Source organism: Bradyrhizobium sp. 190 (assembly GCF_023073415.1).
Taxonomy (GTDB): domain Bacteria; phylum Pseudomonadota; class Alphaproteobacteria; order Rhizobiales; family Xanthobacteraceae; genus Bradyrhizobium.
This window is the reverse complement of the sequence record NZ_JADPJL010000023.1, coordinates 230,779-256,047: the sequence shown is the minus strand read 5'-3', so window position 1 is coordinate 256,047 and position 25,269 is coordinate 230,779. Positions and strand designations below refer to the sequence as shown.

The 25,269-nt window shown below is 62.6% G+C and carries 24 protein-coding genes; 9 read left to right on the top strand and 15 right to left on the bottom strand.

The window, feature by feature from the left end; genetic code table 11:
* Positions 1-3: 3 nt before the first annotated feature.
* From boxB to IVB22_RS16120, 5 genes are all read right to left on the bottom strand, one after another.
* Positions 4-1,440 carry a benzoyl-CoA 2,3-epoxidase subunit BoxB gene (gene boxB / locus IVB22_RS16140; RefSeq protein WP_247518337.1) on the bottom strand — a complete coding sequence of 479 codons (1,437 nt, stop codon included), beginning with the start codon at positions 1,438-1,440 and terminating at the stop codon, positions 4-6.
* Positions 1,441-1,579: 139 nt separating this feature from the next.
* The gene (gene boxC, locus IVB22_RS16135; RefSeq protein WP_247518299.1) at positions 1,580-3,268 is read right to left on the bottom strand and encodes a 2,3-epoxybenzoyl-CoA dihydrolase; all 1,689 of its coding nucleotides are present in this window, start codon (positions 3,266-3,268) and stop codon (positions 1,580-1,582) included.
* 106 nt (positions 3,269-3,374) lie between these two features.
* Positions 3,375-3,893 (bottom strand): DUF309 domain-containing protein, encoded by a 519-nt coding sequence (locus tag IVB22_RS16130; protein WP_247518298.1) that lies wholly within the window; start codon positions 3,891-3,893, stop codon positions 3,375-3,377.
* Positions 3,894-3,923: 30 nt separating this feature from the next.
* Entirely contained in the window at positions 3,924-4,742 is an 819-nt protein-coding gene (locus IVB22_RS16125) for an alpha/beta fold hydrolase (RefSeq protein WP_247518297.1), read from the bottom strand.
* Between the two features lie 196 nt (positions 4,743-4,938).
* Positions 4,939-6,486 (bottom strand): benzoate-CoA ligase family protein, encoded by a 1,548-nt coding sequence (locus IVB22_RS16120; protein WP_247518296.1) that lies wholly within the window; start codon positions 6,484-6,486, stop codon positions 4,939-4,941.
* Between the two features lie 25 nt (positions 6,487-6,511).
* Between IVB22_RS16120 and IVB22_RS16115 the strand changes: the two genes are divergently transcribed.
* The 4 genes from IVB22_RS16115 to IVB22_RS16100 all read left to right on the top strand — a co-directional run bounded on the left by IVB22_RS16115 (position 6,512) and on the right by IVB22_RS16100 (position 9,021).
* A complete protein-coding gene (locus IVB22_RS16115; RefSeq protein WP_308200410.1) occupies positions 6,512-7,519 on the top strand; it encodes a helix-turn-helix transcriptional regulator in 1,008 nt (335 codons plus the stop codon).
* A 173-nt stretch (positions 7,520-7,692) separates the two neighbouring features.
* Positions 7,693-8,052 (top strand): PilZ domain-containing protein, encoded by a 360-nt coding sequence (locus IVB22_RS16110; protein ID WP_247518294.1) that lies wholly within the window; start codon positions 7,693-7,695, stop codon positions 8,050-8,052.
* A gap of 5 nt (positions 8,053-8,057) precedes the next feature.
* On the top strand, positions 8,058-8,288 hold the full coding sequence (locus tag IVB22_RS16105) for a hypothetical protein (protein WP_247518293.1): 231 nt from the start codon (positions 8,058-8,060) through the stop codon (positions 8,286-8,288).
* Positions 8,289-8,463: 175 nt separating this feature from the next.
* The gene (locus tag IVB22_RS16100) at positions 8,464-9,021 is read left to right on the top strand and encodes an AAA family ATPase (protein ID WP_247518292.1); all 558 of its coding nucleotides are present in this window, start codon (positions 8,464-8,466) and stop codon (positions 9,019-9,021) included.
* On the opposite strand, the gene IVB22_RS16095 is transcribed toward IVB22_RS16100, so the two are convergent.
* A complete protein-coding gene (locus tag IVB22_RS16095; protein ID WP_247518291.1) occupies positions 9,018-9,506 on the bottom strand; it encodes a GNAT family N-acetyltransferase in 489 nt (162 codons plus the stop codon). The genes IVB22_RS16100 and IVB22_RS16095 overlap by 4 nt on opposite strands.
* A gap of 3 nt (positions 9,507-9,509) precedes the next feature.
* Positions 9,510-10,301, bottom strand: a complete 792-nt coding sequence (locus IVB22_RS16090) for an IclR family transcriptional regulator C-terminal domain-containing protein (RefSeq protein WP_247518290.1) — start codon at positions 10,299-10,301, stop codon at positions 9,510-9,512.
* A 97-nt stretch (positions 10,302-10,398) separates the two neighbouring features.
* Between IVB22_RS16090 and IVB22_RS16085 the strand changes: the two genes are divergently transcribed.
* A complete protein-coding gene (locus IVB22_RS16085; RefSeq protein ID WP_247518289.1) occupies positions 10,399-11,757 on the top strand; it encodes an aromatic ring-hydroxylating dioxygenase subunit alpha in 1,359 nt (452 codons plus the stop codon).
* Positions 11,758-11,899: 142 nt separating this feature from the next.
* Positions 11,900-13,336 (top strand): glutamine synthetase family protein, encoded by a 1,437-nt coding sequence (locus IVB22_RS16080; protein ID WP_247518288.1) that lies wholly within the window; start codon positions 11,900-11,902, stop codon positions 13,334-13,336.
* A 193-nt stretch (positions 13,337-13,529) separates the two neighbouring features.
* Here the strand turns inward: IVB22_RS16080 and IVB22_RS16075 are convergent, their stop codons facing one another.
* On the bottom strand, positions 13,530-14,627 hold the full coding sequence (locus IVB22_RS16075) for an enolase C-terminal domain-like protein (RefSeq protein ID WP_247518287.1): 1,098 nt from the start codon (positions 14,625-14,627) through the stop codon (positions 13,530-13,532).
* A gap of 151 nt (positions 14,628-14,778) precedes the next feature.
* Here IVB22_RS16075 and IVB22_RS16070 point away from each other — a divergent pair, with 151 nt between their 5' ends.
* Positions 14,779-15,354: a TetR/AcrR family transcriptional regulator gene (locus IVB22_RS16070; protein WP_256467422.1), complete on the top strand. Its 576-nt coding sequence runs from the start codon at positions 14,779-14,781 to the stop codon at positions 15,352-15,354.
* A gap of 327 nt (positions 15,355-15,681) precedes the next feature.
* Here the strand turns inward: IVB22_RS16070 and IVB22_RS16065 are convergent, their stop codons facing one another.
* The 7 genes from IVB22_RS16065 to IVB22_RS16035 all read right to left on the bottom strand — a co-directional run bounded on the left by IVB22_RS16065 (position 15,682) and on the right by IVB22_RS16035 (position 21,801).
* Entirely contained in the window at positions 15,682-16,395 is a 714-nt protein-coding gene (locus IVB22_RS16065) for an ABC transporter ATP-binding protein (RefSeq protein WP_247518285.1), read from the bottom strand.
* Complete coding sequence (locus IVB22_RS16060; protein WP_247518284.1) at positions 16,388-17,155, bottom strand: ABC transporter ATP-binding protein; 768 nt, start codon at positions 17,153-17,155, stop codon at positions 16,388-16,390. The genes IVB22_RS16065 and IVB22_RS16060 overlap by 8 nt, the downstream gene beginning before the upstream one ends.
* Positions 17,148-18,095, bottom strand: coding sequence for a branched-chain amino acid ABC transporter permease (locus IVB22_RS16055; protein ID WP_247518283.1), 948 nt, complete (start codon positions 18,093-18,095; stop codon positions 17,148-17,150). Before IVB22_RS16055 ends, IVB22_RS16060 begins: the two co-directional genes overlap by 8 nt.
* The gene (locus IVB22_RS16050) at positions 18,092-19,009 is read right to left on the bottom strand and encodes a branched-chain amino acid ABC transporter permease (RefSeq protein ID WP_247518282.1); all 918 of its coding nucleotides are present in this window, start codon (positions 19,007-19,009) and stop codon (positions 18,092-18,094) included. The genes IVB22_RS16055 and IVB22_RS16050 overlap by 4 nt, the downstream gene beginning before the upstream one ends.
* 147 nt (positions 19,010-19,156) lie before the next feature.
* Positions 19,157-20,332, bottom strand: a complete 1,176-nt coding sequence (locus IVB22_RS16045; RefSeq protein WP_247518281.1) for an ABC transporter substrate-binding protein — start codon at positions 20,330-20,332, stop codon at positions 19,157-19,159.
* 252 nt (positions 20,333-20,584) lie between these two features.
* On the bottom strand, positions 20,585-21,472 hold the full coding sequence (locus tag IVB22_RS16040; protein ID WP_247518280.1) for a sigma-70 family RNA polymerase sigma factor: 888 nt from the start codon (positions 21,470-21,472) through the stop codon (positions 20,585-20,587).
* A 20-nt stretch (positions 21,473-21,492) separates the two neighbouring features.
* Positions 21,493-21,801 carry a hypothetical protein gene (locus tag IVB22_RS16035; protein WP_247518279.1) on the bottom strand — a complete coding sequence of 103 codons (309 nt, stop codon included), beginning with the start codon at positions 21,799-21,801 and terminating at the stop codon, positions 21,493-21,495.
* Positions 21,802-22,149: 348 nt separating this feature from the next.
* Between IVB22_RS16035 and IVB22_RS16030 the strand changes: the two genes are divergently transcribed.
* Together IVB22_RS16030 and IVB22_RS16025 are read left to right on the top strand one after the other, a co-directional pair.
* Entirely contained in the window at positions 22,150-23,424 is a 1,275-nt protein-coding gene (locus tag IVB22_RS16030; protein WP_247518278.1) for an NAD(P)/FAD-dependent oxidoreductase, read from the top strand.
* 229 nt (positions 23,425-23,653) lie between these two features.
* Positions 23,654-25,234, top strand: a complete 1,581-nt coding sequence (locus tag IVB22_RS16025; RefSeq protein ID WP_247518277.1) for a tannase/feruloyl esterase family alpha/beta hydrolase — start codon at positions 23,654-23,656, stop codon at positions 25,232-25,234.
* Positions 25,235-25,269 lie beyond the last annotated feature (35 nt).

Sequence of the window (25,269 nt, the reverse complement as noted above, 5' to 3'; positions counted from 1 at the left end):
GGTTCAGGTTTCGATTTTCACGTACTCGAAATCGCCTGGCTTGTTGTCGATGCCGACCTTCGGCGGCGAGATCCAGTTGGCGTAGACGCCGGCTTCGGTCACCGGCTTCATCAGCGAGGCGATGAAGTCGCCGTCCTGCGTCGAAGGCAACCATTCGCCCTTGCGTTGGTTCCAGGTGGCGTCGTCGATCAGGATGCCTTCCGGCGTTGCATTGATATCCTTGAACTCGCCGATGTGGCGATGGAACGCGACGTTCGGCAGCGTCAGCTTGTACTGGTAGCCGGCGAGCGAGATGATCTTGTTCCAGCGCAGCATGCCCTTGACGCAATCCTGCGTGTAGTCGTCGCGCAGCCGCATGTTGAGCGCGGTCAACGCCGGCTCGTCGACGCGCGTGATCACGCCGTCGACCAGCTTGAGCACCGGATAGGTGGCGTTCTTGAGCTGATGGTCGTCGTCGATCTGGGTTTCCTTGTAGCGGCCCTTGATGCCGGCATTGAAGGCATTCGCCGCGTTGGTCGAGACTTCGGAGCCAAACAGATCAAGCGACAGCGAATAGTGCAGGTGCAGCTTCTTCTGGATGGTCGGCAGATCGATCACGCCGAGCGCACGCACCTTGGCGATGTCGGTGGGATCGGTGATGCCGGCTTCCTTCATCGCCTCGCAGGTGCGCTGCACGACGCGGCTGATGCCGGTCTCGCCGACGAACATGTGATGCGCCTCTTCGGTCAGCATGAAGCGGCAGGTGCGCGACAGCGGATCGAAGCCGGACTGCGCCAGCGAGTGCAACTGCATCTTGCCGTCGCGGTCGGTGAAGTAGGTGAACATGAAGAACGACAGCCAGTCCGGCGTCGCCTCGTTGAAGGCGCCGAGCATGCGCGGAGAGTCCGCATCGCCCGAGCGGCGGCGCAACAAATCGTCCGCCTCCTCGCGGCCGTCGCGGCCGAAATATTTCTGCAGGAGATAGACCATCGCCCAGAGATGGCGGCCTTCCTCGACATTGACCTGGAACAGGTTGCGCAGGTCATAGAGCGAGGGCGCGGTCTTGCCGAGATGGCGTTGCTGCTCGACCGAGGCAGGTTCAGTGTCGCCCTGGATCACGATCAGGCGGCGCAGCGTGGCGCGGTGTTCGCCGGGGACTTCCTGCCAGGCAGGCTTGCCGTAATTCTCGCCGAAGGGAATCACGCGGTTCTCTTCCTGGGGCGCCAGAAGAATGCCCCAGCGATATTCCGGCATCTTGACGTAGTCGAACTTGGCCCAGCCGCGCGGATCGACCGAATAGGCTGTGCGCAGATACACCAGCGACTGCTGGAAACCTTCCGGCCCCATGTCGCCCCACCAATCCATGTAACCGGGATGCCAGCCCTCCAGGGCTTTCAGCACCTGGCGATCCTCGCTGAGATTCACGTTGTTGGGAATCTTGGTCGAATAGTCGACGTTCATGTAATTCATCGCCGTACTCCTTTTTCAGTCTCGTGCCCCAGGGCGCGGTGCGACGCGAAGCAGCGCGCCGCAGAGCCGGGACCTGTTAGGTTCTGCTGGTCGCGTCACCGACGCGCCGCACAGCGCCCGGGACACGAAATCAAACCCGCGTCATGTCGAATTGCGCCTTCTGGCCGGTGCCGTAGCGGCGCAGCGCGCCGTCTTCGCCGACCGCGTTGGGGCGCTGGAAGATCCAGTTCTGCCACGCCGTGAGGCGCGAGAAGATTTTCGACTCCATGGTCTCAGGGCCTACGAAGCGCAAATTCGCTTCCATGCCGGTGAGGCCGTCGGGCGAGAAGGACGTGCGCTCCTCCAGGAACACGCGCACCTCGTCGTCCCAGTCGATGTCGTCGAGCGCGAAGGTGACGAGGCCGAGTTCTTCGGCTCCCTCCGCATCGAGTGTCGTGCCGATGGTGGCTTCCGCGCGCTCCAGATCGGACGGATCGGCCTGGAAGCGCGATTGCAGCCGGGTCAGGCCGTGGCACATCGGATAGGGGCCGAAATTCATCGAGGTCAGCTGGATCGCCGGGGGCTGGCGGTTGTCGCCCTGCCGCGATCCGATCAGCATGTAGGAGCGGTCGGCGGCGAACACGAGTTCGGCAAGCGTGCCGGCGAAGCAGGAGCCGGGCTCGACCAGCGTCACCAGCGTGCGCGAGGTGACGTCGATGCGCTTCAACACCCGCTTCCAGTAGTGCCTGATCTCGTTGACCAGCCAGTGCGCCTTGTTGGCGTCGAGGAAGGCGTCGCAGGCCACCACATTGGCAGCATCGCCGTGCGACTTGAACACCAACATCGCGATTTCGAGTTCGTTGATGCGCAAGTGAAGAATCGCATCATCAAGCTCGCGCGCGACCTGCAGCGGCCAGAACGACGCGCCTTGCGCGATCAGGCCGTCGACATCGGCCGGCGGAGGAGCCTCCGGCGCCTTGATCGAAATGGTCGCGATGCGCGCGGCACGGTCGATGTCGACGCTGACAAAGCCGTAGCGGATGCCGCTTTCGTCGATGCTGCGATTGAGCGGCGAAAGCGTGATGCCCTTGCCGTTGCCGTTGCGCTTCGAGGCGGCGGCAAATTCTTTTGCGCGATCGGCGACTTTGCCTTCGAGCTTGCTGTTCGGCACGATCTCATCGACCAGCCGCCATGCGACGGCCCGCTTGCCCTTGATGCCTTCCTCGATGGTGCAGAAGAAGTCGGCATGGTCACGGCGCACCTTGCGCTTGTCGACCACGCGGGTCAGACCGCCGGTGCCAGGCAGCACCGCGAGCAGCGGCACTTCCGGCAACGACACGGCGGCGGCGCCGTCATCCGCCAGCATGATGTGATCGGTCGCCAGCGCCAGTTCGTAGCCGCCGCCGGCCGCGGTGCCGTTGACGACGGTGATGAAGCGCTGTCCGGAATTTTCAGATGAATCTTCCAGGCCGTTACGGGTCTCGTTGGTGAATTTGCAGAAGTTGACCTTGTGGGCGTGGGTGGCGCCCGCCAGCATGCGGATATTGGCGCCGGCGCAGAACACGCGGTTCTTGCCGGAACGCATCAGCACGGCCTTCACTTCGGGATGCTCGAAGCGCAGCCGCTGCACGGCATCCGCAAGCTCGATGTCGACGCCGAGATCGTAGGAGTTCAGCTTGAGCTGATAGCCTTCGAACAGCCCGGCATTCTCGTCCACGTCCATGGTGAGCGTCGCGACATTTCCTTCCACGCCCAGCTTCCAGTGCCGGTAGCGCGACGGATCGGTTTGAAAATCGATGTATTTCGCGCCGCCTGCGAGGACGCGATCTTCACCGGCCATGAGCCACCCTCTATCGTTTTCTCAGGATTTGCTTGGTTCGTTAGATGCACAATAGTGCATGTTTTTTAGAAAGTCTAGCCTAAAACGCCAAAACATGCATTTTGTTTCATGTTCGGCTGGCGACGGCAAAGGCCACCCCATCGGCCTTTCCGAGCTGCGGCTGAGCCAATTTGGCCTTGATAACCGCCGCCAGCGCCGCGACCGGAAAACCGTCGGCAAACCCGTCGCCGCCGGCGCTGCGCACGCCCAGCGCCTCGAGTTCACCGAGCGCTTCGCCGAACAGGCGTGAGGCGACATGCGGCTTCTGCATGCGCAGCCGCAAATTTGCGGTCGCGATCAGGATGCAGGCGCGCAACAGAATCCGCTCGCGGCCGCCCTGCGGCGCCGCCGCCCACACCGCTTCGAGGATCTCCTGCGCCTCCCAGAAGTAACCGCGGTCGTTGAGCGTGAGGCCGTAGCGCAGCGCCGGGTGGCGCGCCGGCACGTAGCCGCCAAATCGCGGCGGCACCAGAGCTGAGATCTGCGCCAGCGTTTCGTAATCGGCGCTGGATTTTTGGGACTCGCCGGGCACATAGGCCCATCGCGGCAGCGGCAGATTGCCCGTGGCTGGCGGCGGCATGGTCATCGGGGCGCGGCCCCGGAAAAAAGAAAAGCGTTACGCGGCCCGCCCCTGCGAGCCGTCATCGACGTGCAACACCGCGTTTGCGAATTCCGAAATCGCATCCAGCGTCGCCCCCGGGGCTTCACGATGCGGCTGATGTCCCGCACCCGGGATCACAGTCACATCGACTGGACAGTAGCACTCTTCCTGCGCGATCTCGACCTGCCGCATGGTCCCATACTGGTCGTCCACACCTTGCAGGATCGCCACCGGTACGCGGATATAGGCGAGGTATTCGGAAATATCCCAGTTGCGGAATTTTGGATCGAGCCAGGCGCCGTTCCAGCCATAGAAGGCGTTGTCGACGTCCCTGTGCCAGCGCGAAAGCTTCCCCTTCAGGTTCGTGGTCTCGTAGGCGTTTCTGATCTGCGCGATCGAGGCCACCGAAATATCCTCGACGATGAAATGCGGGGCGATCAGCGCGAGGCCCTGCACGCGGTGATCCTGGTGCGAGCCTGTGTAGATCGTCGCGATCGAAGCGCCATCCGAATGTCCGAGCAGGAGGCCGCGGCGAAAGCCGATCTTGTCGAGCAGCTTTGGCAATACGTCGAGCGCCTCGACATGCATGTAGTCGAGCGGCCGCGGCAACGTTACGGGCGTCGATGCACCGTAGCCGGCGCGTGAATACACGAACACGCCCGCGCCGGTCGCGGCCTGAAGCTGATCCGGAAAGTCGCCCCATAGCCCGGTCGATCCGAGCCCCTCATGCAGCATCACGATGGTCGGCCCGGCCTCGGGCGACGGGCCGATCATGCGGTATTCCAGATGCGAGGCGCCGACGGTGAGGAAGCCCGAGGGGGTAAGGGTTGTCATGTCGTAAGCTTTCCGAAAGTGATCCAGACGTCGCATTCTCACTCTCGTCGTCCCTGCCTAGTGCGCAATTGCGCACGGGCGCACGGACGCATAGCCACCGGCCTTCGTTGTGACAGAAGGCCTTGCACACCGCGCGAGAATGATAAGCCGCGGCGTATGGGTCCCCTGCGTTCGCAGGGACGACGAGAGTGAGAGATTACGATGCGCCATCGCGCAATTTGAACCGCTGAATCTTTCCCGTCGCCGTCATCGGCAATGAATCCACCACGTCGATCCAGCGCGGATATTTCCAGGGGCCGATCTTCTGCTTGACGTGCTCCTTCAGCGATTCATACAGGCCGTCGGTGTTGCAATCCGGGCGCAACACCACGAAAGCTTTCGGTTTCAACAGGCCTTCAGAATCGGCTTCCGGCACGACGGCGGCTTGCAGCACTGCGGGATGGGTGATCAGCGCGCTCTCAACCTCGAACGGCGAGACCCAGATGCCGGAGACCTTGAACATGTCGTCGGCACGGCCACAGAAAGTGTAGCGGCCGTCGGCATCGCGGGTGTATTTGTCGCCGGTGTAGGTCCAGTGGCCCTGGAATGTCTGCCGGGTTTTGCTGCGCTGATTCCAGTAGCCTTCGGCCGCCGAGGGCGCTTCGACCAGGAGTTCGCCCACCTCGCCATCAGGCACTTCTTCGCCCGCTTCGTTCACCAGCCGCACCTTGTAGCCTGGCACCGGGCGGCCGGAGCAGCCGTATTTGATGTCTCCCGGCGCGTTCGACAGGAAGATGTGCAACAGCTCCGTCGAGCCGACGCCGTCGAGAATGTCGACGCCGAAGCGCGCCTTCCAGGCGTTGCCGACTGATTCCGGCAGCGCTTCACCGGCGGAGGTACAAACGCGCAGCCCGGTGCCGGCACGCTCGTTCTTCGTCGCCGCGTCATTCAACATGGAGGCAAACAGCGTCGGCGCACCGTAGAAAATGGTCGGGTTGTACCGGTTCAACAGCTCGTACATCCGCGCCGGCGTCGGCCGCTCCGCATTCAGCACCGTGCTGGCGCCGACCGACATCGGGAAGGTCAAGGCGTTGCCGAGCCCGTAGGCGAAAAACAGTTTTGCCGCGGAGAGGCAGACATCGCTCTCCTTGATGCCGAGCACTTGCTCGCCATAGGTCTCGGCAGTCGCCTGCAGATTGGAATGCAGGTGCCGCACGCCCTTGGGCATGCCGGTGGACCCGGACGAATAGAGCCAGAATGCCGGCTCCTCGGCATGGGTTGGCACGGTCGCAAAGGACTCGTTCTCCCCTGCGAGTTCGTCGGAAAGCTTCTTGTGGCCGAACGCATCGTTGCCGGACACCACGACATGTTCGAGATCGGGCATGCGCCCGACAATGTCCTTCACGACGGGATACAACGCCTCGGACACGAACAGCACGCGCGCGCGGCTGTCGGCCAGCACATAGGCATATTGATCCGTCGTCAGCAGCGTGTTGAGCGGCACCGGCACGATGCCGGCGCGGATCGCGCCGAGAAAGACGGAAGGAAAGTCTGTCGTGTCGAGCATGATCATCGCCACGCGCTCTTCGCGGCGGACGCCGAGACGGCGCAGCATGTTGGCGACGCACCGGGTCTGCCGCTGCAGATCGCCATAGGTGAGTTCGGAGACGGTATCGGTGAAGGCGAGCTTGGCCCCGCGGCCCTCGTCCACATTGCGGTCGAGCAGCCAGGTCACTGCATTATAGGAACCGGACGTGCCGCTCACGACGCTTCTCCCCTGAGTTTTAAGAATTATAATTCATACAAAGACACCAGCGGCGCTTGCTGTCAATCCTCATCGGCATTATGTTTCCGAAAGGCATCCAACTACAGGCAAAGCCGAACGAGGCAACTTGACCGAGGCCAGCGACCCCGAAACCGGCTTTCTCGAGCAGCTTGGCCAGCGTGTGCGCACCATGCGCGCCCTTCGCGGCATGTCGCGAAAAGTGCTCGCCAAGGTGTCGGGAATTTCCGAGCGCTATATCGCGCAGCTCGAAAGCGGCAAGGGCAACGTCTCGATCGTGCTGCTGCGGCGCGTGTCGACCGCGATGGGCGCGCATCTGGAAGACCTGATTCCTTCCGCCGAGCCGGCGCCGGATTGGGCGGTCATTCGCGACCTCCTGCGCAAGGCAACACCCGCCCAGATCGCGCAGGCCAAGGATGCGCTCGCCGGAGGCGGCATGTCGGCGCAACGACGGATTTCGTTCGCCGGCATCGCCTTGATCGGCCTGCGCGGCGCCGGCAAATCCACCCTTGGCAAGATGCTGGCGAAGAAGATCGGCTGGAAGTTCGTCGAACTGAACAAGGAGGTCGAGGCGCAGAACGGATTATCCGTCGCCGAGATCATCGCCCTCTACGGCCAGGAAGGCTTTCGCCGCATGGAGCAGGCGGCGCTGAGCCAGTTGCTGGCGCGGAAAGAGCTGATGGTGCTGGCGACCGGCGGCGGCATTGTCTCCGAGCCGTTGACGTTCGACCTGATCCTGTCGTCGTTCTACACCATCTGGCTCAAGGCCGAGCCGGAAGAGCACATGGCCCGCGTCCGCGGCCAGGGTGATTTGCGCCCGATGGCGGACGATCGTTCGGCGATGGCGGAGCTGCGCAACATCCTGGTCAGCCGCGAACCGCTCTACGCCCGCGCCTCTGCCGTGGTCGATACCGCAGGGCTCTCCGTCGATGCCGCTGCAGCGCGGCTCAGCGATGCGGTGGCTCCGGTGCTGCATGACAAGCACGCGTTCGGACTGCACAGCGCGGTCTCCTGAATATTTCGGCGGAACGACAACCTGCAACGCCTGAGCTTGGGCGATGCTGAGCTGTACGATTGTGGTCGGGAACGAGCGCTACCGTTAACCACCGCACAAGTTCCATGCGCATTCCTGCAGCAACACACCCTCAAAGTGTGTTACCAAATCGTTAATTGCATGGAGGACAAATCATGTTGGAGCGCCGTCAATTTCCCAGAAACCGCGTCTATTACGGCGGAATGGTCGCGTTCAACGCCCGCAACTCGACGCTTGACTGCGTCGTGCGCAATTTCAGCCAACGCGGCGCGAAAATAGAATTCGAGAATTCGGCCATCGTGCCCGACCGGGTCGATTTCGAAGTCGCGCGCAGGGGACTTTCCTGTCCGGCCCGCCTTGTCTGGCGCGATCAGAACGCAGCGGGCCTGATGTTTTCCGAAGAGCGCGAAATGGGCGACGTGGTTTCTCTGGACTGGGCGCGCAAGCTCCGGACCAGCGAGCGTGCCAACCGGCCGCTGAAGTCGCGCCTCGATCAGATCCTGTCCGAGCACTAGGCCGCATGAGTACGGTTGAAGGCGAAGACGCCCTCCTCCTCGCCGCCGCCAAGCCGCCGAAAGTCCGGCGGCGCCGGCTGCGTTGGGTTTTGCTGGTGTTGATGGCGCAGTACACGATCGTCGCAATGCTCGTCGGCCTGTCGGTCGCCGGCATCCTTCGCTATGTCGTGACCCCGCAGATCGTCGCCAAGTTCGAAGCGGTCGAAGCCGCGCTCAAGCGCTTGCCCTCTCCATAGCGCGCCTGATCAGATATCGGCATCCGGCAGACTTCCTCGTGGAACACGAGATAGCGTTTTGGCGCGATCAGATGCACGCCGCGGCCGACCGCGTTCATGGGCCGCCTGAAAAATTATTTCACGGCGTCATCATAACCGGTTCCCGCGGACCGGACTTTCGCGATACTGATCGCCCATGAAGCTGCTTTTTCTCCATGGTTCGCCCGCGGTCGGCAAGCTGACGGTAGCAAAAGCGCTGCTCCGGATCGTGCCGGGGCGGCTGATGGACAATCACGCCGCCATCGATCTGGCGCTCACGATCTTCGATTTCGGTGCGCCCGGATTCTGGGAGCTTGTCCATGACGTCCGATGTTCGGCCCTCAATACTGCCGCCGAACATCGCGTGCCGCTGCTGGTCACAACCTTCTGTTACGTCGAACCTGACGACCGTGAGCAGTTCGATAGGTTTGAGGAGATCATGAACCGACACGGTGGTGAACTACTGCCGGTCTTCCTGCATTGCGCGCGGGAAGAAGCGATGCGGCGGGTCGGCAATTCCGACCGGGTCGAGCGCCGGAAGATAGCGTCAGCAGAGGGCTTGGCGAACTATCTCGACAGCTACGACTTCACGGCGGTACCGCGACGCGATTCGCTTGCGCTCGATACGGAGGCGAATTCTGCGGAGGCGGCGGCGCAGGCCATCATTCAACACTTTGGGCTCAACACCCAGGCACATCCGCCAAACCTCTCCTAGCCGAGCTTTGCGAAGGCCGGAGCATGCTGAACGATTCCCGTATCTGTCGGAAGTTCGCTCCGCCCAACAGGCAGCGCCATCAGATGCGGTCCGGCATAGGGTGAGATAAAGCCGCTCGCCTTGCCGGCATCGAATCCGAAACGCCGATAGAAGGCGGGATCGCCGAGGACGAAGATTCCCTGCCACCCGGCGGCTTCGCTGCGGGCGATGCCCTGGCGGATCAACCGGCTGCCAAAACCTGTCCGCCGGTGCTCATGGAGTACCGCGACCGGGCCGAGCGCCAGCGCAGGAAATGGTGCCTCCATCCGTGAAAACAGGGCATGGCCAACGACCGTCCCGTCATCAACGGCAACCAGCGAGAAAACTGAATCGCCCGCAGCGCGCAGATCGTCGACCAACTGGGCTTCGGCCGACTGGCCAAACGCGATTTCTTCAACGATGCGGATCGCCGCAACGTCGCCGGGCGTTTCAAGTCGGACAATCATTCGTCACACCAGCATCGACTTCACCGAGGCGGCCGCCTCACGCAAACGCGGCAGGAAGCGTTCGACCATCTCGGCTGATGATACCCGGTCGACATGCGCGCCCATGTTGATGGCGGCGACAATTCCACCGTCATAGCGGCGGACCGGCACCGAGATCGAACGAAATCCCGGCTCGGCTTCGCGATCGACCAGCGAATAACCCTGGGCGCGATCGGCGATAACAGTCTTTTGCAGCAGCTTCCTGTCGGTGACGGTGAACGGCGTGAGCGGTGCGAGGTCCATTTTGTCGAGCGCCGCGGCCAGTTCGTCGTCGGGCAATCGCGACAGCAGGAGCCGGCCGACCGAGGTGCAGAAGGCCGGCAACCGGTAGCCGATATCGATGCCCGCGGAAAATATCCGCGTCGGGCTGGCGCGGGCGATGAAGACGACGTCGTTGCCGTCGAGGATCGCCATCGACGAAATTTCCTGCGCCTCGCCCGACAGCCGGTCGAGCGCAGGCTGCAGCACCGAGACCACATGGTTGGAAGCGAGATAGCTTGAGGCGAGTACCAGCACGCGCGGCATCAGGCGGAACAGCTTGCCGTCGGTCGTGACGAAGCCGGCGCGCTCCAGCGTGAAGAGAATCCGCCGCGCGGTGGCGCGCGGCAGGTCGGCGGCCTTGGCGAGATCGCTCAACGTCATGGGCTGCCGGCTGCCACCGAACACCTCCAGCACGCGCAAGCCGCGATCGAGGCTTTCGATGAAATCGGTCGCGCCGCGGTTGTCTGCGTCCCCCACGCGCTTAAGCTTCGGCATCGCTGCCTCCATAATCCGCTTGCCTAACGCTAAGCCTACGTTAAAATCGCACAGAAGTTCAATAGGCGAACAAATCTGATATGCGGAGATCCTCGCCATGATGAGCCAGGAAGCGAACGACCTGATTACCCGCACCGGGCGCAAGGACCCCTGCGGCAAGCTGATGCGGATGTATTGGCAACCGACGGCGCTGGTGGATGAGCTGCAGGGACCACGGCCGGTCAAGGCCGTCAAACTGCTCGGCGAGGACCTGGTGCTGTTTCGCGACGAGGAAGGCCGCTACGGCCTGATCGACCGCCACTGCGCGCATCGCGGCGCCGACCTCGCCTTCGGCCGGCTGGAGAATGGCGGGCTACGTTGCGCCTTCCATGGCTGGCTGTTCGATGTATCAGGCCAATGTCTGGAAACGCCCGCCGAGCCAAAGGACTCAAAGCTGTGCCAGGGCATCCGGCAGCGCTCCTATCCCGTGGTCGAGAAGAGCGGCATCCTCTGGGCTTATCTGGGCGAAGGCGAACCGCCGGCGTTTCCGGAGATCGACTGCTTTGTCGCGCCCGACAGCCACACGTTTGCGTTCAAGGGCCACATCAATTGCAACTGGCTGCAGGCGCTCGAAGTCGGCATCGATCCGGCGCACGCTTCCTTCCTGCATCGCTTCTTCGAGGACGAGGACACGTCCACTGCCTATGGCAAGCAGTTCCGCGGCGCTTCCGCCGGAAGCGACATGCCGATGACGAAGATTTTGCGCGAATACGACAACCCGATCATCAATGTCGAGCACACCGAATACGGCCTTCGCCTGATCGCGCTGCGTCAGATCGACGAGGAACGGACGCATGTGCGCGTCACCAACCAGCTCTTCCCGCACGGCTTCGTCATCCCGATGAGTCAGGAGATGACGATCACGCAGTGGCATGTGCCCGTTGATGACGAGAACTGCTACTGGTATGCGATCTTCACCAGCTACACGGCGCCGGTCGACAAGAAGAAGATGCGCGACCAGCGCCTCGAATTGTACGAGCTGCCGGATTACACGTCGCGCAAGAACAAGAGCAACGATTACGGCTTCGATCCGCACGAACAGGCGACCGAAACCTATACCGGCATGGGGACCGACATCAACGTCCACGACCAGTGGGCCGTGGAATCGATGGGCGCGATCCAGGATCGCACCAACGAGCATTTGGGCACCTCGGACAAGGCGATCGTGCAATATCGCCGCCTGCTGCGGCAGGAGATCGAAAAGGTGGTAGGCGGCGAGAAGCCGTTCATGTTCCTCGACGCCGCGCATGCGCGCAGCATCCAGGGCCCGGCGACGATGGACGGCATCGGGCCGACGCGCGGCTGGGAAATCTACTGGATGGAAGTCGACGTCAAGCGCCGCCGCGGCGCGCCATGGGCTGCGCCGGTGCCGACGGAGATCGCCGGCAAGATCCGGCATTTGTCGGCGGCCGAATGACGGCTCCCTCCCCGTCATTGCGAGCGAAGCGAAGCAATCCATGCGAACGCTTGCGGCACTATGGATTGCTTCGCTGCGCTCGCAATGACGGCCGATATAGCGCTATTCCAATGCTTCAATTCAGACTCGCAGGAGCCGCGCGTTGAGTTTCGTTGAACGTCACGGTCTCTGGTCGAAAGAACAGCAGGAGGCAGCCAGCCGCCTGCGCAAGATCGTCGAAGAAAAAAATCTCGAAGTCATCAGGCTCTCATTCCCCGATCAGCACGGCATTCTGCGCGGCAAGACGCTGGTGGCTGGCGAAGCGTTGGCGTCGCTGGAGAGCGGCTGCTCCATCACCACCACGATGCTCGCCAAGGACACCTCGCACAAGACGGTGTTTCCGGTGTTCACGGCCGGCGGCGGTTTTGGCATGAAGGAGATGGAGGGCGCCGCCGACGTCCTGATGGTCGCGGACCCAACCACCTTTCGCGTGCTGCCCTGGGCGCCGACGACAGGCTGGCTGCTGTGCGACCTCCATTTCAGCGATGGCCGTCCGGTGCCGTTCGCCACGCGGCATCTCTATCGCAAGGTGCTCGAACAACTGGGAGGCCGCGGCTACGATTTCGTCGCGGGGCTCGAGGTCGAATTCCACCTCTTCAAGCTGGAAGATCCCCACATGGCGCCGGAGGATGCCGGCCAGCCCGGCAGTCCGCCGTCCGTCAGCCTGCTGTCGCACGGCTACCAATACCTGACCGAGCAGCGTTACGACCAGATGGAGCCGGCGCTGGAAATCATCCGCCGCGACGTGCTGGCGCTCGGCCTGCCGTTGCGGTCGGTCGAAGTCGAGTTCGGCCCGAGCCAGTGCGAATTCACTTTTGCGCCGACCAAGGGACTTACGCCTGCCGACAACATGGTGCTGTTCCGCTCGGCCGTGAAGCAGATCGCCCGCCGCCACGGCTATCACGCCACCTTCATGTGCCGGCCGAAACTGCCGAATGTTTTTGCGTCCGGCTGGCACCTGCATCAATCGCTGGTGTCGCGCGCGAGCGGCGAGAACGCGTTCATGGCCAAGGACGGCGGCGAGGCGCTGAACCCGTTCGCCAAGCATTATCTCGCCGGATTACTGGAGCACGCCCGCGCTTCGACCGTATTCACGACACCGACCATCAACGGCTACAAGCGCTACCGTTCCTACTCGCTTGCGCCCGATCGCGCGATCTGGGGCCGCGACAACCGCGGCGTCATGATCCGCGTGCTCGGCGGCGCAGGTGACGCCGCGACGCGGCTGGAAAACCGCATCGGCGAGCCCGCGGCCAATCCCTATCTCTACATGGCTTCGCAAATCCTCTCCGGCCTCGACGGCGTCGATCGCAAGCTCGATCCGGGGCCGTCGGCGGATACGCCCTACGAGACGAAGGCCGCGCTGTTGCCGAAGAGCCTGCGCGAGGCGGTGTTCGCGCTGCAGGACGATCCGTTCTTCCGCGGGGCGTTCGGGCCCGAGTTCGTGGATTATTACGTCCACATCAAGAACGCCGAGATCGAGCGGTTTCAAGCCGAGGTCTCGGACTGGGAGCACCGCGAATATTTCGAGATGTTTTGAGGAGTGGCGCTCTCTCGTCGTCCCTGCGAACGCAGGGACCCATAACCACCGACGCCAGTAATTAGAGGAAGACCATCGACCACCGCCTTAAATAACAACGGCCGCGGCGTATGGGTCCCTGCGTTCGCAGGGACGACGGCAGAGATAGCTCAATCCTCGGGAATCGTAGGGGTTGGGGTAAGGCGTATTGCCGCTAAAGGCTTGCCAGATTGCGCGCCACGGCTTTCTCGTCCCATTCCAGGCCGACGCCAGGCAGATCGGGAATCTGCAACATGCCATCCTTGATCTCATATGGATTCAGGAGGATCGGATCAGCCCAATCCTGCCACTCCAGCCAATGCGCGGTCTCTGTCGCCCGCATGACGTGAGCGGCGACTTCAGGGTAAAGATGCGTGGATATCGGCACGCCCGCGACACCGGCGATCGCTGCCGCACGCATCCAGCCGGTCACACCGCCAATGCGCATGAAATCCGGCATCACCAGGTCACAAGCCTTCTTCTGGATCGCCTTGTGCATCTCTCGTGGACCATAGAAGTTCTCACCGATCTGGATCGGCGTCTTCAGCTCTGCCGCCAATTGGGCATGTCCGTCGAGATTGTCGTAGACGATAGGTTCTTCGATCCAGTCGAGGCCATGGTCGTCGATCATGTGGCACCGCTCGATGGCTTCAGCGAGATTTAGTCCCTGGTTGTAGTCAACCATCAAATGCATGCCACCACCGACCGCTTTGCGAACAGCGTCGAGCGTAGCCAGATCATCGCGCGGGTTGCTTCTGCCGAGCCGCAATTTTAGGGCGGAGAACCCTCCCTCGTCCCGCAACTCCAAAGCTTCAGCGGCGACCTCGGCCGGCTCTTTAAGCCAAAGGCCGTTGCTGTTGTATGATCTCACGGCGCCGACCGTCCCGCCCAACAGCACGCAGAGCGGCTTATTTGCAGCTTTCGCCAGCGCATCCCACGCGGCCATGTCGAGGCCAGACGCCGCAATCATGGACAACCCTTCATAGCCGACGAAGTGTAGGGATTTGCGCGCCGCCTCGAAGAGCTCGAGAGGCGCCACGCTTCGGCCTTTGAGCATCTCGCTGAAATCATGAAGTGCCGGGACCAGATATCGCATCGATTTCACGATGTACGGCTCGAGATAGCTCCGTCCTACAATGCCCTGCTCCGTCATGAGATCGATGAGAATGATCGGCCACTCCGATATCGTGACGATGCGCGCGACCACAGGCCGCTTGAGCTTGAGCACCACCGGACGAGCCTTGATTTCTCTGAACGTCAACGATTCGGGCATGACGATTGCTTTCGGAGCTCGCCAAAACTGACGGCGAAATTGATCCAGGGAAGCTCGCGCAGCGGCGCTGAAAAGGTCCCGGATGCCATTCCAACTGCTCTTGCAATCGATGTAAATTCACTAACCGGTATACTTAAGCAGAGGTCACTGCATGGCGCGATCTGCAGAATCGACACGACAGCGCATCCTTGCCGCCGCCTACGTGCTGTTTCGCCAGCGCGGATACAGCCGCGTGAGCATGGACGAAATTGCATCGGCCACGACGGTCACGAAGCGAACGCTGTACAATCATTTTCAAAGCAAGGATCAACTGCTCGCGGCCGTGCTCGAAACCCAGAATGAATTAGCCTTGGCCGCGTTCAAGACATTTGGCGATCAGCTAACCGGGTCGCCGTCCGCGATTGTCGATGGCCTGTTTCGTGATCTCGCGGTATGGGCGGACAAGCCGCGATGGGCCGGCTCGGGATTTACCAGACTGGTCATCGAATTGGCTGATCTACCCGGCCACCCCGCACGCGCGATCGCACGTCGGCACAAGGCGCAGCTTGAAACTCATTTCGGTGACTTGCTGAAGCGAGCCGGGGTCCGGGACGCCCACCGCCGTGCGCGCGAGATCTGGTTGCTCTCCGAGGGCGCGATCTCCTTGATGCTGGTGCACGGTGATCGAACCTATGCGGCGGCCGCGGCCGAAGCGGCGAAGCGACTGCTGCGCGGCTCTTCGCGGTGAGTGACGGCCTGCTTCGCCATATCCGTAGGGTGGGCAAAGCGACTTGTCCGCCGTAGCTCGAAGAGCGAAGGCGGAAGCGTGCCCACCATCAAGCGTGCAACTGGATAGATGGTGGGCACGGCGCAAAGTGCGCCTTTGCCCACCCTACGATTCTGGGAGCACCGCGAATATTTCGAGATGTTTTGAGGGCTTTCTCGTCGTCCCTGCGAACGCAGGGACCCATAGCCACAAATGTTGTGGTTACGACAGGTCGTCGAACAGTGTCCTTAAATCGATAGATCACGCGGTATGGGTCCCTGCGTTCGCAGGGACGACGATAGAGATGGCTCAAATCCCCAGATACCGGTGCTGCAAATCCGGCTCTGATATCAACTGCTCGCTCGTCCCGCTCCATACCGTCCGCCCGCGCTCGATGATGTAGTGGCGGTCGGCGATGCGGGAGAGGTTGGCGACGTTCTTGTCGATGACGAGCACGGATTGGCCGCGGCCCTTCAGCATCGACAGGCAGTTCCAGATTTCCTCGCGGATCAGCGGCGCGAGGCCTTCGGTGGCCTCGTCGAGAATCAAAAGTTTGGGATTGGTCATCAGCGCGCGGCCGATCGCCAGCATCTGCTGCTCGCCGCCCGACAGGGTCATGCCCATGTTGCTGCTGCGCTCGGCGAGCCGCGGAAACAGCGCGTGGATTTTATCGATGGTCCAGGGATCGGGATTGCCCTGACGGTTGCCCGAGGCCGCGACCAAATTTTCGTACACCGTGAGGTTCGGAAAGATCTGACGGCCTTCCGGCACCAGGCCGATTCCGAGCTTTGCAATTTTATACGACGGCAGGCTGCGCACTTCCTCGCCCGCAAAGCGAACCTTGCCCGATCGGGCCGGCGTCATGCCCATGATGGAACGAATGGTCGTGGTCTTGCCCATGCCGTTGCGGCCCATCAGGGCGACCATCTCACCCGACTGGACCTTCAACGAAAGTCCGAACAGCACTTGGCTGAGGCCGTAGCAGGTCTCGATCCCGTCGATTTCCAGCAAGGTCTCAGCCATGACGGGTCACCGCATGCTGGTCGCCGAGATAGGCTCGCTTCACTTCCTCGTTGCTCCTGATGGCGTCGGGATCGCCGGACGCGATCACACGGCCATAGACCAGCACGGTGATGCGGTCGGCAAGCGCGAACACCGCTTCCATGTCGTGTTCGACCAGCACGATGGTCACTTCCTTCCGCAGCTCCTTCAATAGCGCCACCATGCGCGCGGATTCAGTGACGCCGAGGCCGGCCATCGGCTCGTCCAGCAGCAGCAGTTGCGGCTTGGTCGCAAGCGCCACCGCCAGCTCCAGCTCGCGCTGTTCACCGTGGCTCAATTCGGACACCGGCACATCGCCCCGCTGGGCGAGCCCCACCCTGCTCAATGCCGCCTGCGCTGCGTCGCGCAGATGCTTCTCCTTGCGGGCAGCACCCCAAAAGCGGAACGAGTGTCCGTTATGCGCCTGGGCCGCGAGCGCGACATTGTCGGCGGCCGTGAAATCCGGCAGCAGCGAGGTGATCTGAAACGAACGTGCCAGCCCGAGCCGGCTGCGCTGGTAGGACGGCAACCGGGTGACGTCGCGGCCGGCGAAATGAACCGTGCCGGAATTCGGCATCAACTGCCCGGTCAACTGGCTGATCAGCGTGGTCTTGCCGGCGCCGTTCGGGCCGATGATGGCGTGCAGTTCGCCCGGCAGAACGTCGAGCGACAGATTGTCGGTGGCCTTGATACCACCAAAGCTGCGGACCAGGTTTTCGACGCGGAGCAAGGGTTCAGCCACGGCTCAACCTCCCCAGCAAACCCATGATGCCGCCGCGCGCGAACAGCACGATCAGCAGCAACAGCGGGCCCATGATCAACGCCCAGTATTCGGTGAATTGCGACAGGACTTCTTCCAGCAGGAGGAACACGATGGTGCCCAGGACGGGACCGAACAGCGAGCCCATGCCACCGAAGACCACCATCACCATGAGTTCGCCGGAGCGGGTCCAATACATCCCGGCCGGGCTGATGAAGTCGGTATTGTTCGCCAGCAGCGCGCCAGCAAGGCCGCACATCGTGCCTGAGATGACGAAGCAGACCAGTCGATAGCGGTTGGCATGAAAGCCGATTGCCTGCATGCGCTGCTCGTTGGAACGAACGCCCTGCACCACCATGCCGAACCGCGAATTGATGATGCGCCAGATCAGATAGACGCCGCCGAACAGGCAGCCGAGGCAGAGATAGTAGAACTGCACGCGGTTCGACAGGTCGATCAGGCCGCCGAAAGTGCTGCGCTTGTAGATGGTGAGGCCGTCGTCGCCGCCGTAGCGCGAAAGACCCGAGGCGATGTAATAGGCCATCTGCGCAAAGGCGAGCGTGATCATGATGAAATAGACGCCGCGGGTGCGCAACGACAGCGCGCCGATCACGAGCGCATACAGCGCCGACGCCGCCAGCGCCACCGGCCACTGGATGAAGCCGGAGCCGATGCCTTCATGGGCGAGGATGCCCACCGCGTAGCCGCCGATGCCGAGATAGGCGGCGTGGCCAAAGCTCATCATGCCGCCATAACCCATGATGAGGTTGAGGCTGGCGGCAGCGAGTGCGAAGATGACGATGCGGGTAAACAGCGTCAGGATGAAGATGTTGCCGGTCAGCGCCGAGTAAAGCGGGAGCAGCAGCAAGCCAAGCGCGACGAGCGCCACGACGACATTGCGGACGTTGATTTGAGATTTCATCGCTTGGCAGCCGGAAACAGCCCCTCAGGTCGCACCACGAGGACGATGGCCATCAGGAGATAGATCAGCATCGACGACAGAGCGGGCGCGGCGGTCGAGGCGGCGGCGGAACTCAGCACCATGCGCAGGAGATCGGGCAGGAAGGCGCGGCCGAGCGTATCGATCATGCCGACGAAGATCGCCGCCATGAACGCGCCGCGGATCGAGCCGATGCCACCGATGACAATAATAACGAAGGCGAGAATCAGGATGTTTTCGCCCATGCCGATCTGCACGGTGAGGATCGGCGCCTGCATCAGCCCGGCAAGGCCGGCGAGCGCCGCGCCAAGCCCGAATACCAGCGTGAACAGCAGCTTGATGTTGATGCCGAGCGCGCCGATCATTTCGCGGTTGGAGGCGCCGGCGCGGATCAGCATGCCGATACGGGTCCGCATGACGACGACATAAAGTAGCGCTGCGACCGCCAGCGCGACCACGATGATCGACAACCGATAGGCCGGATAGAACACGCCGGGGACGATCTGCACCGGCACGGTGAGCCAGGCCGGCAGCGGCAGCGACAGGCCGGCCGGTCCCCAGATCAGCCGCACCGCGTCATTGAAGAAAAGAATCAGCCCGAAGGTCGCCAACACCTGGTCGAGATGGTCGCGGCCGTAGAGATGTCGGAGCGCGATGAATTCGAGCGCGATACCCAGCAGCAACGTGGCGCCGAGTGCCAGCAGGATGCCCAGTATAAAACTGTTCGTCCACGCCACGAAGGTGGCGGCGAAATAGGCGCCCATCATGTAGAGCGAGCCGTGCGCCAGATTGACGAAGTCCATGATGCCGAACACCAGCGTCAAGCCGGCTGCCAGCAAAAACAGCAGCAGGCCGAACTGCAGGCCGTTCAGCGATTGTTCTACGAGGACGAGCATGAATCCCTATACTCAAGACCTAACAAAACAGCGGCAGCACATCTGCGCCGCCGCCATTTTCTTGTTGGGCGGATGATCTGTCGCAAACCACCCCCGGGTCAAGCCCGAGGGCGCGTTCGCGACATCATGCACCGGTCATGCCAAACATCACTTCTTCATCGGACATTTGTCGGCGAAGCGGTCCTGGTCGTCCTTGACGATGGTCGCCACCGTCTTGAGCGAGAGCTGACCGTCGGCGTCCTTGACCACATCCTGCAGGTAGAAGTTCTGGATCGGGATGTGGTTGTTGCCGTACTTGAACGGACCGCGCACGGACTTGAAGTTGGCCTTCTCCATCTCGGCCTTCATCTCGTCCTTTTTCGAGGTGTCGCCCTTCACGGCGACAACCGCGCTGTTGATCAGGTTAGCGGCGTCATAGGACTGCGCGCCGTAGAATGTCGGACGCAGGCCGGTAAACTTCTTGCGGTAGTCTTCGACGAACTTCTTGTTCTCCGCGTTGGGCAAATCGTTGACCCACTGCTGCGCGCCGGGCACACCGATTGCGTTTTCCTTCTGCAAGGGCAACGACAATTCGTCGATGGTGAACGCCGTATAGAGCGGGATCTGCCCCTTGAGGCCGGCTTGGGCGTATTGATTGAGGAACTGCACGCCGGCAGCGCCCGGATAGAACACGAAGACCGACTCGGCCTTGGAGTTCTTGGCCTTGGTGAGTTCGGCGGAGAAGTCGAGCTGGCTCGGCCATACCGTATATTCCTCGCCCACGACCTGGCCCTTGAACGTGCTCTTGACGCCGGCCAGCATGTCCTTGCCGGCGGCATAGTTCGGGCCGATCAGGAACACCGACTTGACGCCCTTCTGGTTCATGTAGGTGCCGACCGCCTGCGGGGTCTGGTCGTTCTGCCAGGAGGTCGAGAACACGTAGGGCGAGCAGAGTTCGCCGGCGAGCTGCGAGGGTCCGGCATTGGCCGAGATCAGGAAGGTTTTTGAATCGACCGCGGTCTTCAGCGAGGCCAGCAGCACGTTCGACCAGATATAGCCGGCGATGAAATCGACCTTGTCGGACTGGATCAGCTTTTCGGTCTTCTGCTTGCCGACATCGGGCTTCTGGCCGTCGTCCTCATAGATCACCTCGACCGGCTTGCCGCCCATCTTGCGGCCCAAATGGTCGAGCGCCAGCTCGAACGAGTTGCGCATGTCGTTGCCGATCACAGCGGTTGGGCCGCTGAAGGTCGAGACAAAGCCGATTTTGATGGTGTCGCCAGCGGTTGCGGGCTGCGCCAGCGCTAGAATCGCCGCGCCCGCCAGCCAGAATGCCTTTTTCATAATCACTCCCCTCCTCGTTATCGTACCAGACCCGGTCGACCGGGCGACCGCGCTTGTCCCGCACGCCTCATTATCAGGTGAGGTATTTTGTGCGCGAAATCGCCAGTCTGCGGCAAGCATGAACCGCTGGCCCCGCTTTGGACCTTCGGCTCATGCCCTCGATGGCCTGCACCATAATTCGTGGATGGCGGGGATGGCAAGAACTATAGTGCCGGTTGCCGGAGCAACAATTGTCGCACCGGGGGGCCCGGTTCAGACCGAATATTCCGCACCGTCGATCGCGTACGACGCGTGGCGAAAATCCCGGATGGTTGCGACCTTGCCGGCCGACCAGCCCAGCAGCATGAAGTATTTCGGCCCCTTGTCAGGCTCGTCCGGGTCGAACACCAGGATGGCGGGAAGTCCCTCCACCAGGCCCGGGACCAGACGCCAGTCGCTGACCTTCGAATAGTTGCCGAAATAGCTGAAAACTTCGGCCTTGCCGCGCATGTGGGTCTTGCTGACGAGGTCGAGCCGCACGTCGTCCGAAATCATGGCACGGATCGCGTCAAAATCCCGCGCGTTGAAATGGGCGACATAGGCGCCGAGCCGTTCACGATCGGCATCCGACAGTTTCTGCTGCGGCGTATCGTCCGGCTCATCGGCGATTTCCCGCAACTGCGCGCGCCCGCGATGCAGCGCGGCCTTCGCCGCCGGCAGGCTGCAGTCCATCACCTCGCAGATTTCCTTGAGCGAACTGCCGAGCACGTCCTTCAGGATCACGCTCGAGCGCTGCGCCACCGGCAGGCGCATGAAGGTGCGCAAGGAAGTGGCGGCGATCCAGCGGCTCTCCACGGCATCGAACTGGTCAACGATCATGTCCACCTCCTTCACCGATCGCAGCGCCTCCTGCCGGTTGCGCCGGCGCAGGAAATCCAGCGCCGTGTTGTGCGCGATCCGGAACAGCCAGCCTTCGGGATTGCCGATGGCGCCGGCGGTAGCCTGCGCCTCCATCGCCTTGATCAACGCGTCCTGCAGCACGTCCTCGCCGTCGATCACCGAGCCCACCATGCGCGCGCAATAGCGATGCAGCCTTGGCCGCATCGCGACCAGCAGGCGTTCGATGTCGAAGGCTGTCGGCGGCTCGGGCACTACGCTCATTCTGCCTCCGGCAAGCGGGTTCAGTTCTCTTCCAGCATGCGATAGTTGCCGACGACGGTGGCGCCCTTCGGCACCGGCGGTTCAGCGCAAAGGTCCCGAATGCCGCTCTGGAACGCAGTGAACGCCGGCAGCTTCGGCAATGGGCTCGAGCCGTCATCGGCAGCGGTCTCAACGACATGGATGAAGGTGTCGTCCTCCAGCCGTAGCGACATATAGCGGAGACCTTCCGGCTGCGCCGCCTTCAGTTCCGCAAACACCGCCGCGACCAGTTCGGCATTCCTGTCGGCCATATCAGGCTTTGTCCTGTACCTTATCACGGTCCGTCGCATTGGATTCTCCTCGTCGGCGTCTGCAAAGGCAGCGCTTCGATCCCAAGGACGTTTGGAACCAGCCAAAGGATGCGGTGCGCTCTAGAAATATTCTTCCCGTCGTCCCTGCCTAGTGCGCAATTGCGCACGGGAGCAGGGACCCATAACCACAGGGCTTTGTTGTTGCGCCGTGCTGTGGCTCCGGCTTTTACAACAATACGGCCTGTGGTTATGGGTCCCGGCGCAAGGCCGGGACGACACCGTCATACGCTTTCGCTATCGACCGATCAGCAAACGCGCCTTGGACCGCGGGCACAAATGGCTACATAATCCAATGTGTTGAATGATCTGAAACCGGGGTCGCAAGCCATGACGACAGCGCCGAAACAGCCCCACCACGTCGTGATCGTCGGCGCTGGTTTCGGCGGGCTGGAGACCGCCTTTGGCCTCGCCGGTGCGCCGGTGAAGATCACGCTGATCGACCGCCGCAACCATCATTTGTTCCAGCCGCTGCTCTACCAGGTCGCAACCGCTTCGCTGGCGACGTCGGAAATTGCCTGGCCAATCCGCTACCTGCTGCGCGGACGCAAGGAGGTGACGACGCTGTTTGCCAATGTGGGCGGTATCGATGCTGCGGAGAAGCGCGTGCTGCTCGAAGACGGCGAGGCCCTGCCCTACGACACCCTGGTGCTCGCCACCGGCGCCCGCCACGCCTATTTTGGCCACGACGAATGGGAGCCGTTCGCACCGGGCCTGAAGACGCTGGAGGATGCCACCACGCTGCGGCGGCGCATCCTCGTCGCGTTCGAACGCGCCGAGCGCGAGACCGATCCGGCGCGGCGCGCGGCGCTATTGACCTTCGTCATCATCGGCGCCGGCCCGACGGGTGTCGAAATGGCGGGAACCATCGCCGACCTCGCCAAGGACACGCTGCCGCCGGACTTTCGCAACATCGACACGCACAAGACCCGCGTTGTCCTGGTCGAGGCCGGCCCACGCGTTCTCCCCAGCTTTCCCGAAGACCTCTCCACCTATGCGCAGCGCTCGCTGGAGGCGATCGGCGTCGAGGTGGTGCTGGGACAGCCCGTCACCGAATGTGCCATCGACGGCGTCGTCTATGGCGGCAACAAATTGGAGGCCAGAACCATCGTCTGGGCCGCCGGCGTGCGCGCCTCGCGCGCGGCGGAATGGCTGAACGCGCCCGCCGACCGCGCCTACCGCTTGAAGGTCGAGCCAGACCTTACCGTGCCCGGCCATCCCGACATCTTTGCCGTTGGCGACACCGTGACCATCGCCGGCCCGGACGGCAATCCCGTGCCCGGCATCGCGCCGGCCGCCAAGCAGCAGGGGCGCTACGTGGCAGCGCTCATCAAGGCGCGCCTGAACGGCAGCACGCTACCGCCGTTCCGCTACAAGCACGCCGGAAGTCTCGCGCAGATCGGCAAGAAAAAGGCGGTGATCGATTTCGGCTGGATGAAGCTGCGCGGCAACCTCGCCTGGTGGATCTGGGGCATCGCCCACATCTATTTCCTGATCGGCCTGCGCAACCGGCTCAGCGTGGCGCTGAGCTGGCTATGGATCCACGCCCGCGACCAGCGCGCCGCGCGGCTGATCACGCAGGGGTCGAGCAAGGTTACGGGATGAATTTTTTTTATCGACCTGCAGGGCGGTGAGGCTGTCGCCGCGCCGCTTATTTGAGTTGACGTCCGTGCCGCACCCGCCATTCTAGCGTGACCGCGAGATAATACGTGGGACGCCGGATATGGAGCAGGGAAACATGCAAGGGCTCAAGATCATTGCGCACGAGTGGGCATATGCGGCTTCGCTGGCCGCTTTGACTTCATTCTGGTCTGCCCAAGCGATGGCCGCAAAAATGACCGGCGAACCGGCCGCGACCTGCAGCGATCTTATCAAGCCGACCGACAATGTCGTCCGGGTCGACTCCGCCTCCATGATTGCGCCGACACCGCTCGCGGTCGCCGAAAGAGGACCGACGCCGGCGGCACGCGTCACGCCGGCCAATCCGGAATTCTGCAAGGTGCTCGGCCAGATCGCGCCATCCGATCCCAATGCGCCGCCGATCAAATTTCAGGTGAACCTCCCGGTCGAGTGGAACGGCCGCTCGCTGCAATATGGCGGCGGCGGCTTCAACGGCGTGCTGATCACCGGTCTTACCCTGCCGCCCGCGCATCCCTTCGGCGCGCCTTCGCCGCTGGCGCAGGGCTTCGTCACCTACGGCACGGATTCCGGCCATGAGACCAAGCCGGGCGAGCCGCCGCAGGTGTTTGCGCTCGACGACGAGGCTTTCGAGAATTTTGCGCATCGATCCTACAAGCGCGTGCGGGATGCTGCCGTCGCCTTGATGGTGCGCGCCTACGGCAACCCGCCGAAGAAGCTTTACTTCATGGGATCGTCGGAAGGCGGCCGCGAGGGGCTGACGATGGCGCAGCGTTACCCGGAAGATTTTGACGGCATTTTCGCGCGCGTGCCTGTCATCAACTGGGTTGGCTTGCAGCATGCCGGAACGCGAGCGGGCCTGGCGACGATGGGCGAAGGCTGGATCCGCCCCGCACAGGTTGAACTGGTCGCGAATGCCGTCCTGCAGGCTTGCGACAAGGCCGACGGCTCAGACGATCAGCTGGTTCAGGACCCGGTCGGCTGCAAGGCGAAATTCCAGCCGGAATCGCTGCGTTGCGCAGCAGGACAAAGCGGCGACCAGTGTCTGACCGACGCCCAGATCACGGCGATCAAGACGCTTCATTCGACCTACAAATTCCCCTTTGCCCTGGAGAACGGGCTCGATGACTATCCGGGCTGGGGCGTGTCGGGCGAAAACACCCCTGCCTTCGGTCCGACCGGCGGCTGGATCTCGTGGTGGCTCGGCAAGGCGGCGCCGGCGCAGCCGCCGGTGCCGGCCAACGGCATCGCGTGGATTTACGGCGCAGGCGGCATTCAATACGTCTTCGCGCGCAACCCGAAGCTCGACGTCACGACGTACAAGCCTGAAGACCACAAGGAGCGCCTGCTTCAGGTATCCAAGCTGATGGATTCGACCAATCCCGACCTCAGCCGCTTCAGCGCGCGCGGCGGCAAGCTGGTGATCCTCGAGTACATGGCCGATTACGCCCAGAGCCCTTACGCGGGAATCCGTTACTTCGAAAACGTGCAGCGCACGCTGGGCAAAGAGAAAACGGCGGAGTTCGCCCGTCTCTATACGGCGCCCGGCGTCGATCATGTCGGCTCCGGCGCGCCCGCCAATGTCGACATGCTGGCCGTGCTCGTCGACTGGGTCGAGAACGGCAAGGCGCCCGGCGATCTCCAGGTGACGGAGCAGAAGGTCGAAGCGCCGGCGTTCGAAACGACACGTTCGCTGCCACTGTGCCAGTGGCCGGCATGGCCGCACTACAAATCCGGACAGGTCAATCTCGCGGCGAGCTTTTACTGCGCGCCGTGATGCCGCCAGAAGACAGCCAATCTCTCGGCGAGACC

Coding starts and splice junctions, on each gene's coding strand:
- IVB22_RS16085 (WP_247518289.1), top strand. CDS start 10,399: ATGATGAGCCAGGAAGCGAACGACCTGATTACCCGCACCGGGCGCAAG.
- IVB22_RS16075 (WP_247518287.1), bottom strand. CDS start 14,627: ATGCCCGAATCGTTGACGTTCAGAGAAATCAAGGCTCGTCCGGTGGTG.
- IVB22_RS16110 (WP_247518294.1), top strand. CDS start 7,693: ATGTTGGAGCGCCGTCAATTTCCCAGAAACCGCGTCTATTACGGCGGA.
- IVB22_RS16100 (WP_247518292.1), top strand. CDS start 8,464: ATGAAGCTGCTTTTTCTCCATGGTTCGCCCGCGGTCGGCAAGCTGACG.
- IVB22_RS16070 (WP_256467422.1), top strand. CDS start 14,779: ATGGCGCGATCTGCAGAATCGACACGACAGCGCATCCTTGCCGCCGCC.
- IVB22_RS16125 (WP_247518297.1), bottom strand. CDS start 4,742: ATGACAACCCTTACCCCCTCGGGCTTCCTCACCGTCGGCGCCTCGCAT.
- IVB22_RS16090 (WP_247518290.1), bottom strand. CDS start 10,301: ATGCCGAAGCTTAAGCGCGTGGGGGACGCAGACAACCGCGGCGCGACC.
- IVB22_RS16105 (WP_247518293.1), top strand. CDS start 8,058: ATGAGTACGGTTGAAGGCGAAGACGCCCTCCTCCTCGCCGCCGCCAAG.
- IVB22_RS16030 (WP_247518278.1), top strand. CDS start 22,150: ATGACGACAGCGCCGAAACAGCCCCACCACGTCGTGATCGTCGGCGCT.
- IVB22_RS16040 (WP_247518280.1), bottom strand. CDS start 21,472: ATGAGCGTAGTGCCCGAGCCGCCGACAGCCTTCGACATCGAACGCCTG.
- IVB22_RS16025 (WP_247518277.1), top strand. CDS start 23,654: ATGACCGGCGAACCGGCCGCGACCTGCAGCGATCTTATCAAGCCGACC.
- IVB22_RS16050 (WP_247518282.1), bottom strand. CDS start 19,009: ATGCTCGTCCTCGTAGAACAATCGCTGAACGGCCTGCAGTTCGGCCTG.
- IVB22_RS16130 (WP_247518298.1), bottom strand. CDS start 3,893: ATGACCATGCCGCCGCCAGCCACGGGCAATCTGCCGCTGCCGCGATGG.
- boxC (WP_247518299.1), bottom strand. CDS start 3,268: ATGGCCGGTGAAGATCGCGTCCTCGCAGGCGGCGCGAAATACATCGAT.
- IVB22_RS16065 (WP_247518285.1), bottom strand. CDS start 16,395: ATGGCTGAGACCTTGCTGGAAATCGACGGGATCGAGACCTGCTACGGC.
- IVB22_RS16035 (WP_247518279.1), bottom strand. CDS start 21,801: ATGCGACGGACCGTGATAAGGTACAGGACAAAGCCTGATATGGCCGAC.
- IVB22_RS16045 (WP_247518281.1), bottom strand. CDS start 20,332: ATGAAAAAGGCATTCTGGCTGGCGGGCGCGGCGATTCTAGCGCTGGCG.
- IVB22_RS16095 (WP_247518291.1), bottom strand. CDS start 9,506: ATGATTGTCCGACTTGAAACGCCCGGCGACGTTGCGGCGATCCGCATC.
- IVB22_RS16055 (WP_247518283.1), bottom strand. CDS start 18,095: ATGAAATCTCAAATCAACGTCCGCAATGTCGTCGTGGCGCTCGTCGCG.
- boxB (WP_247518337.1), bottom strand. CDS start 1,440: ATGAACGTCGACTATTCGACCAAGATTCCCAACAACGTGAATCTCAGC.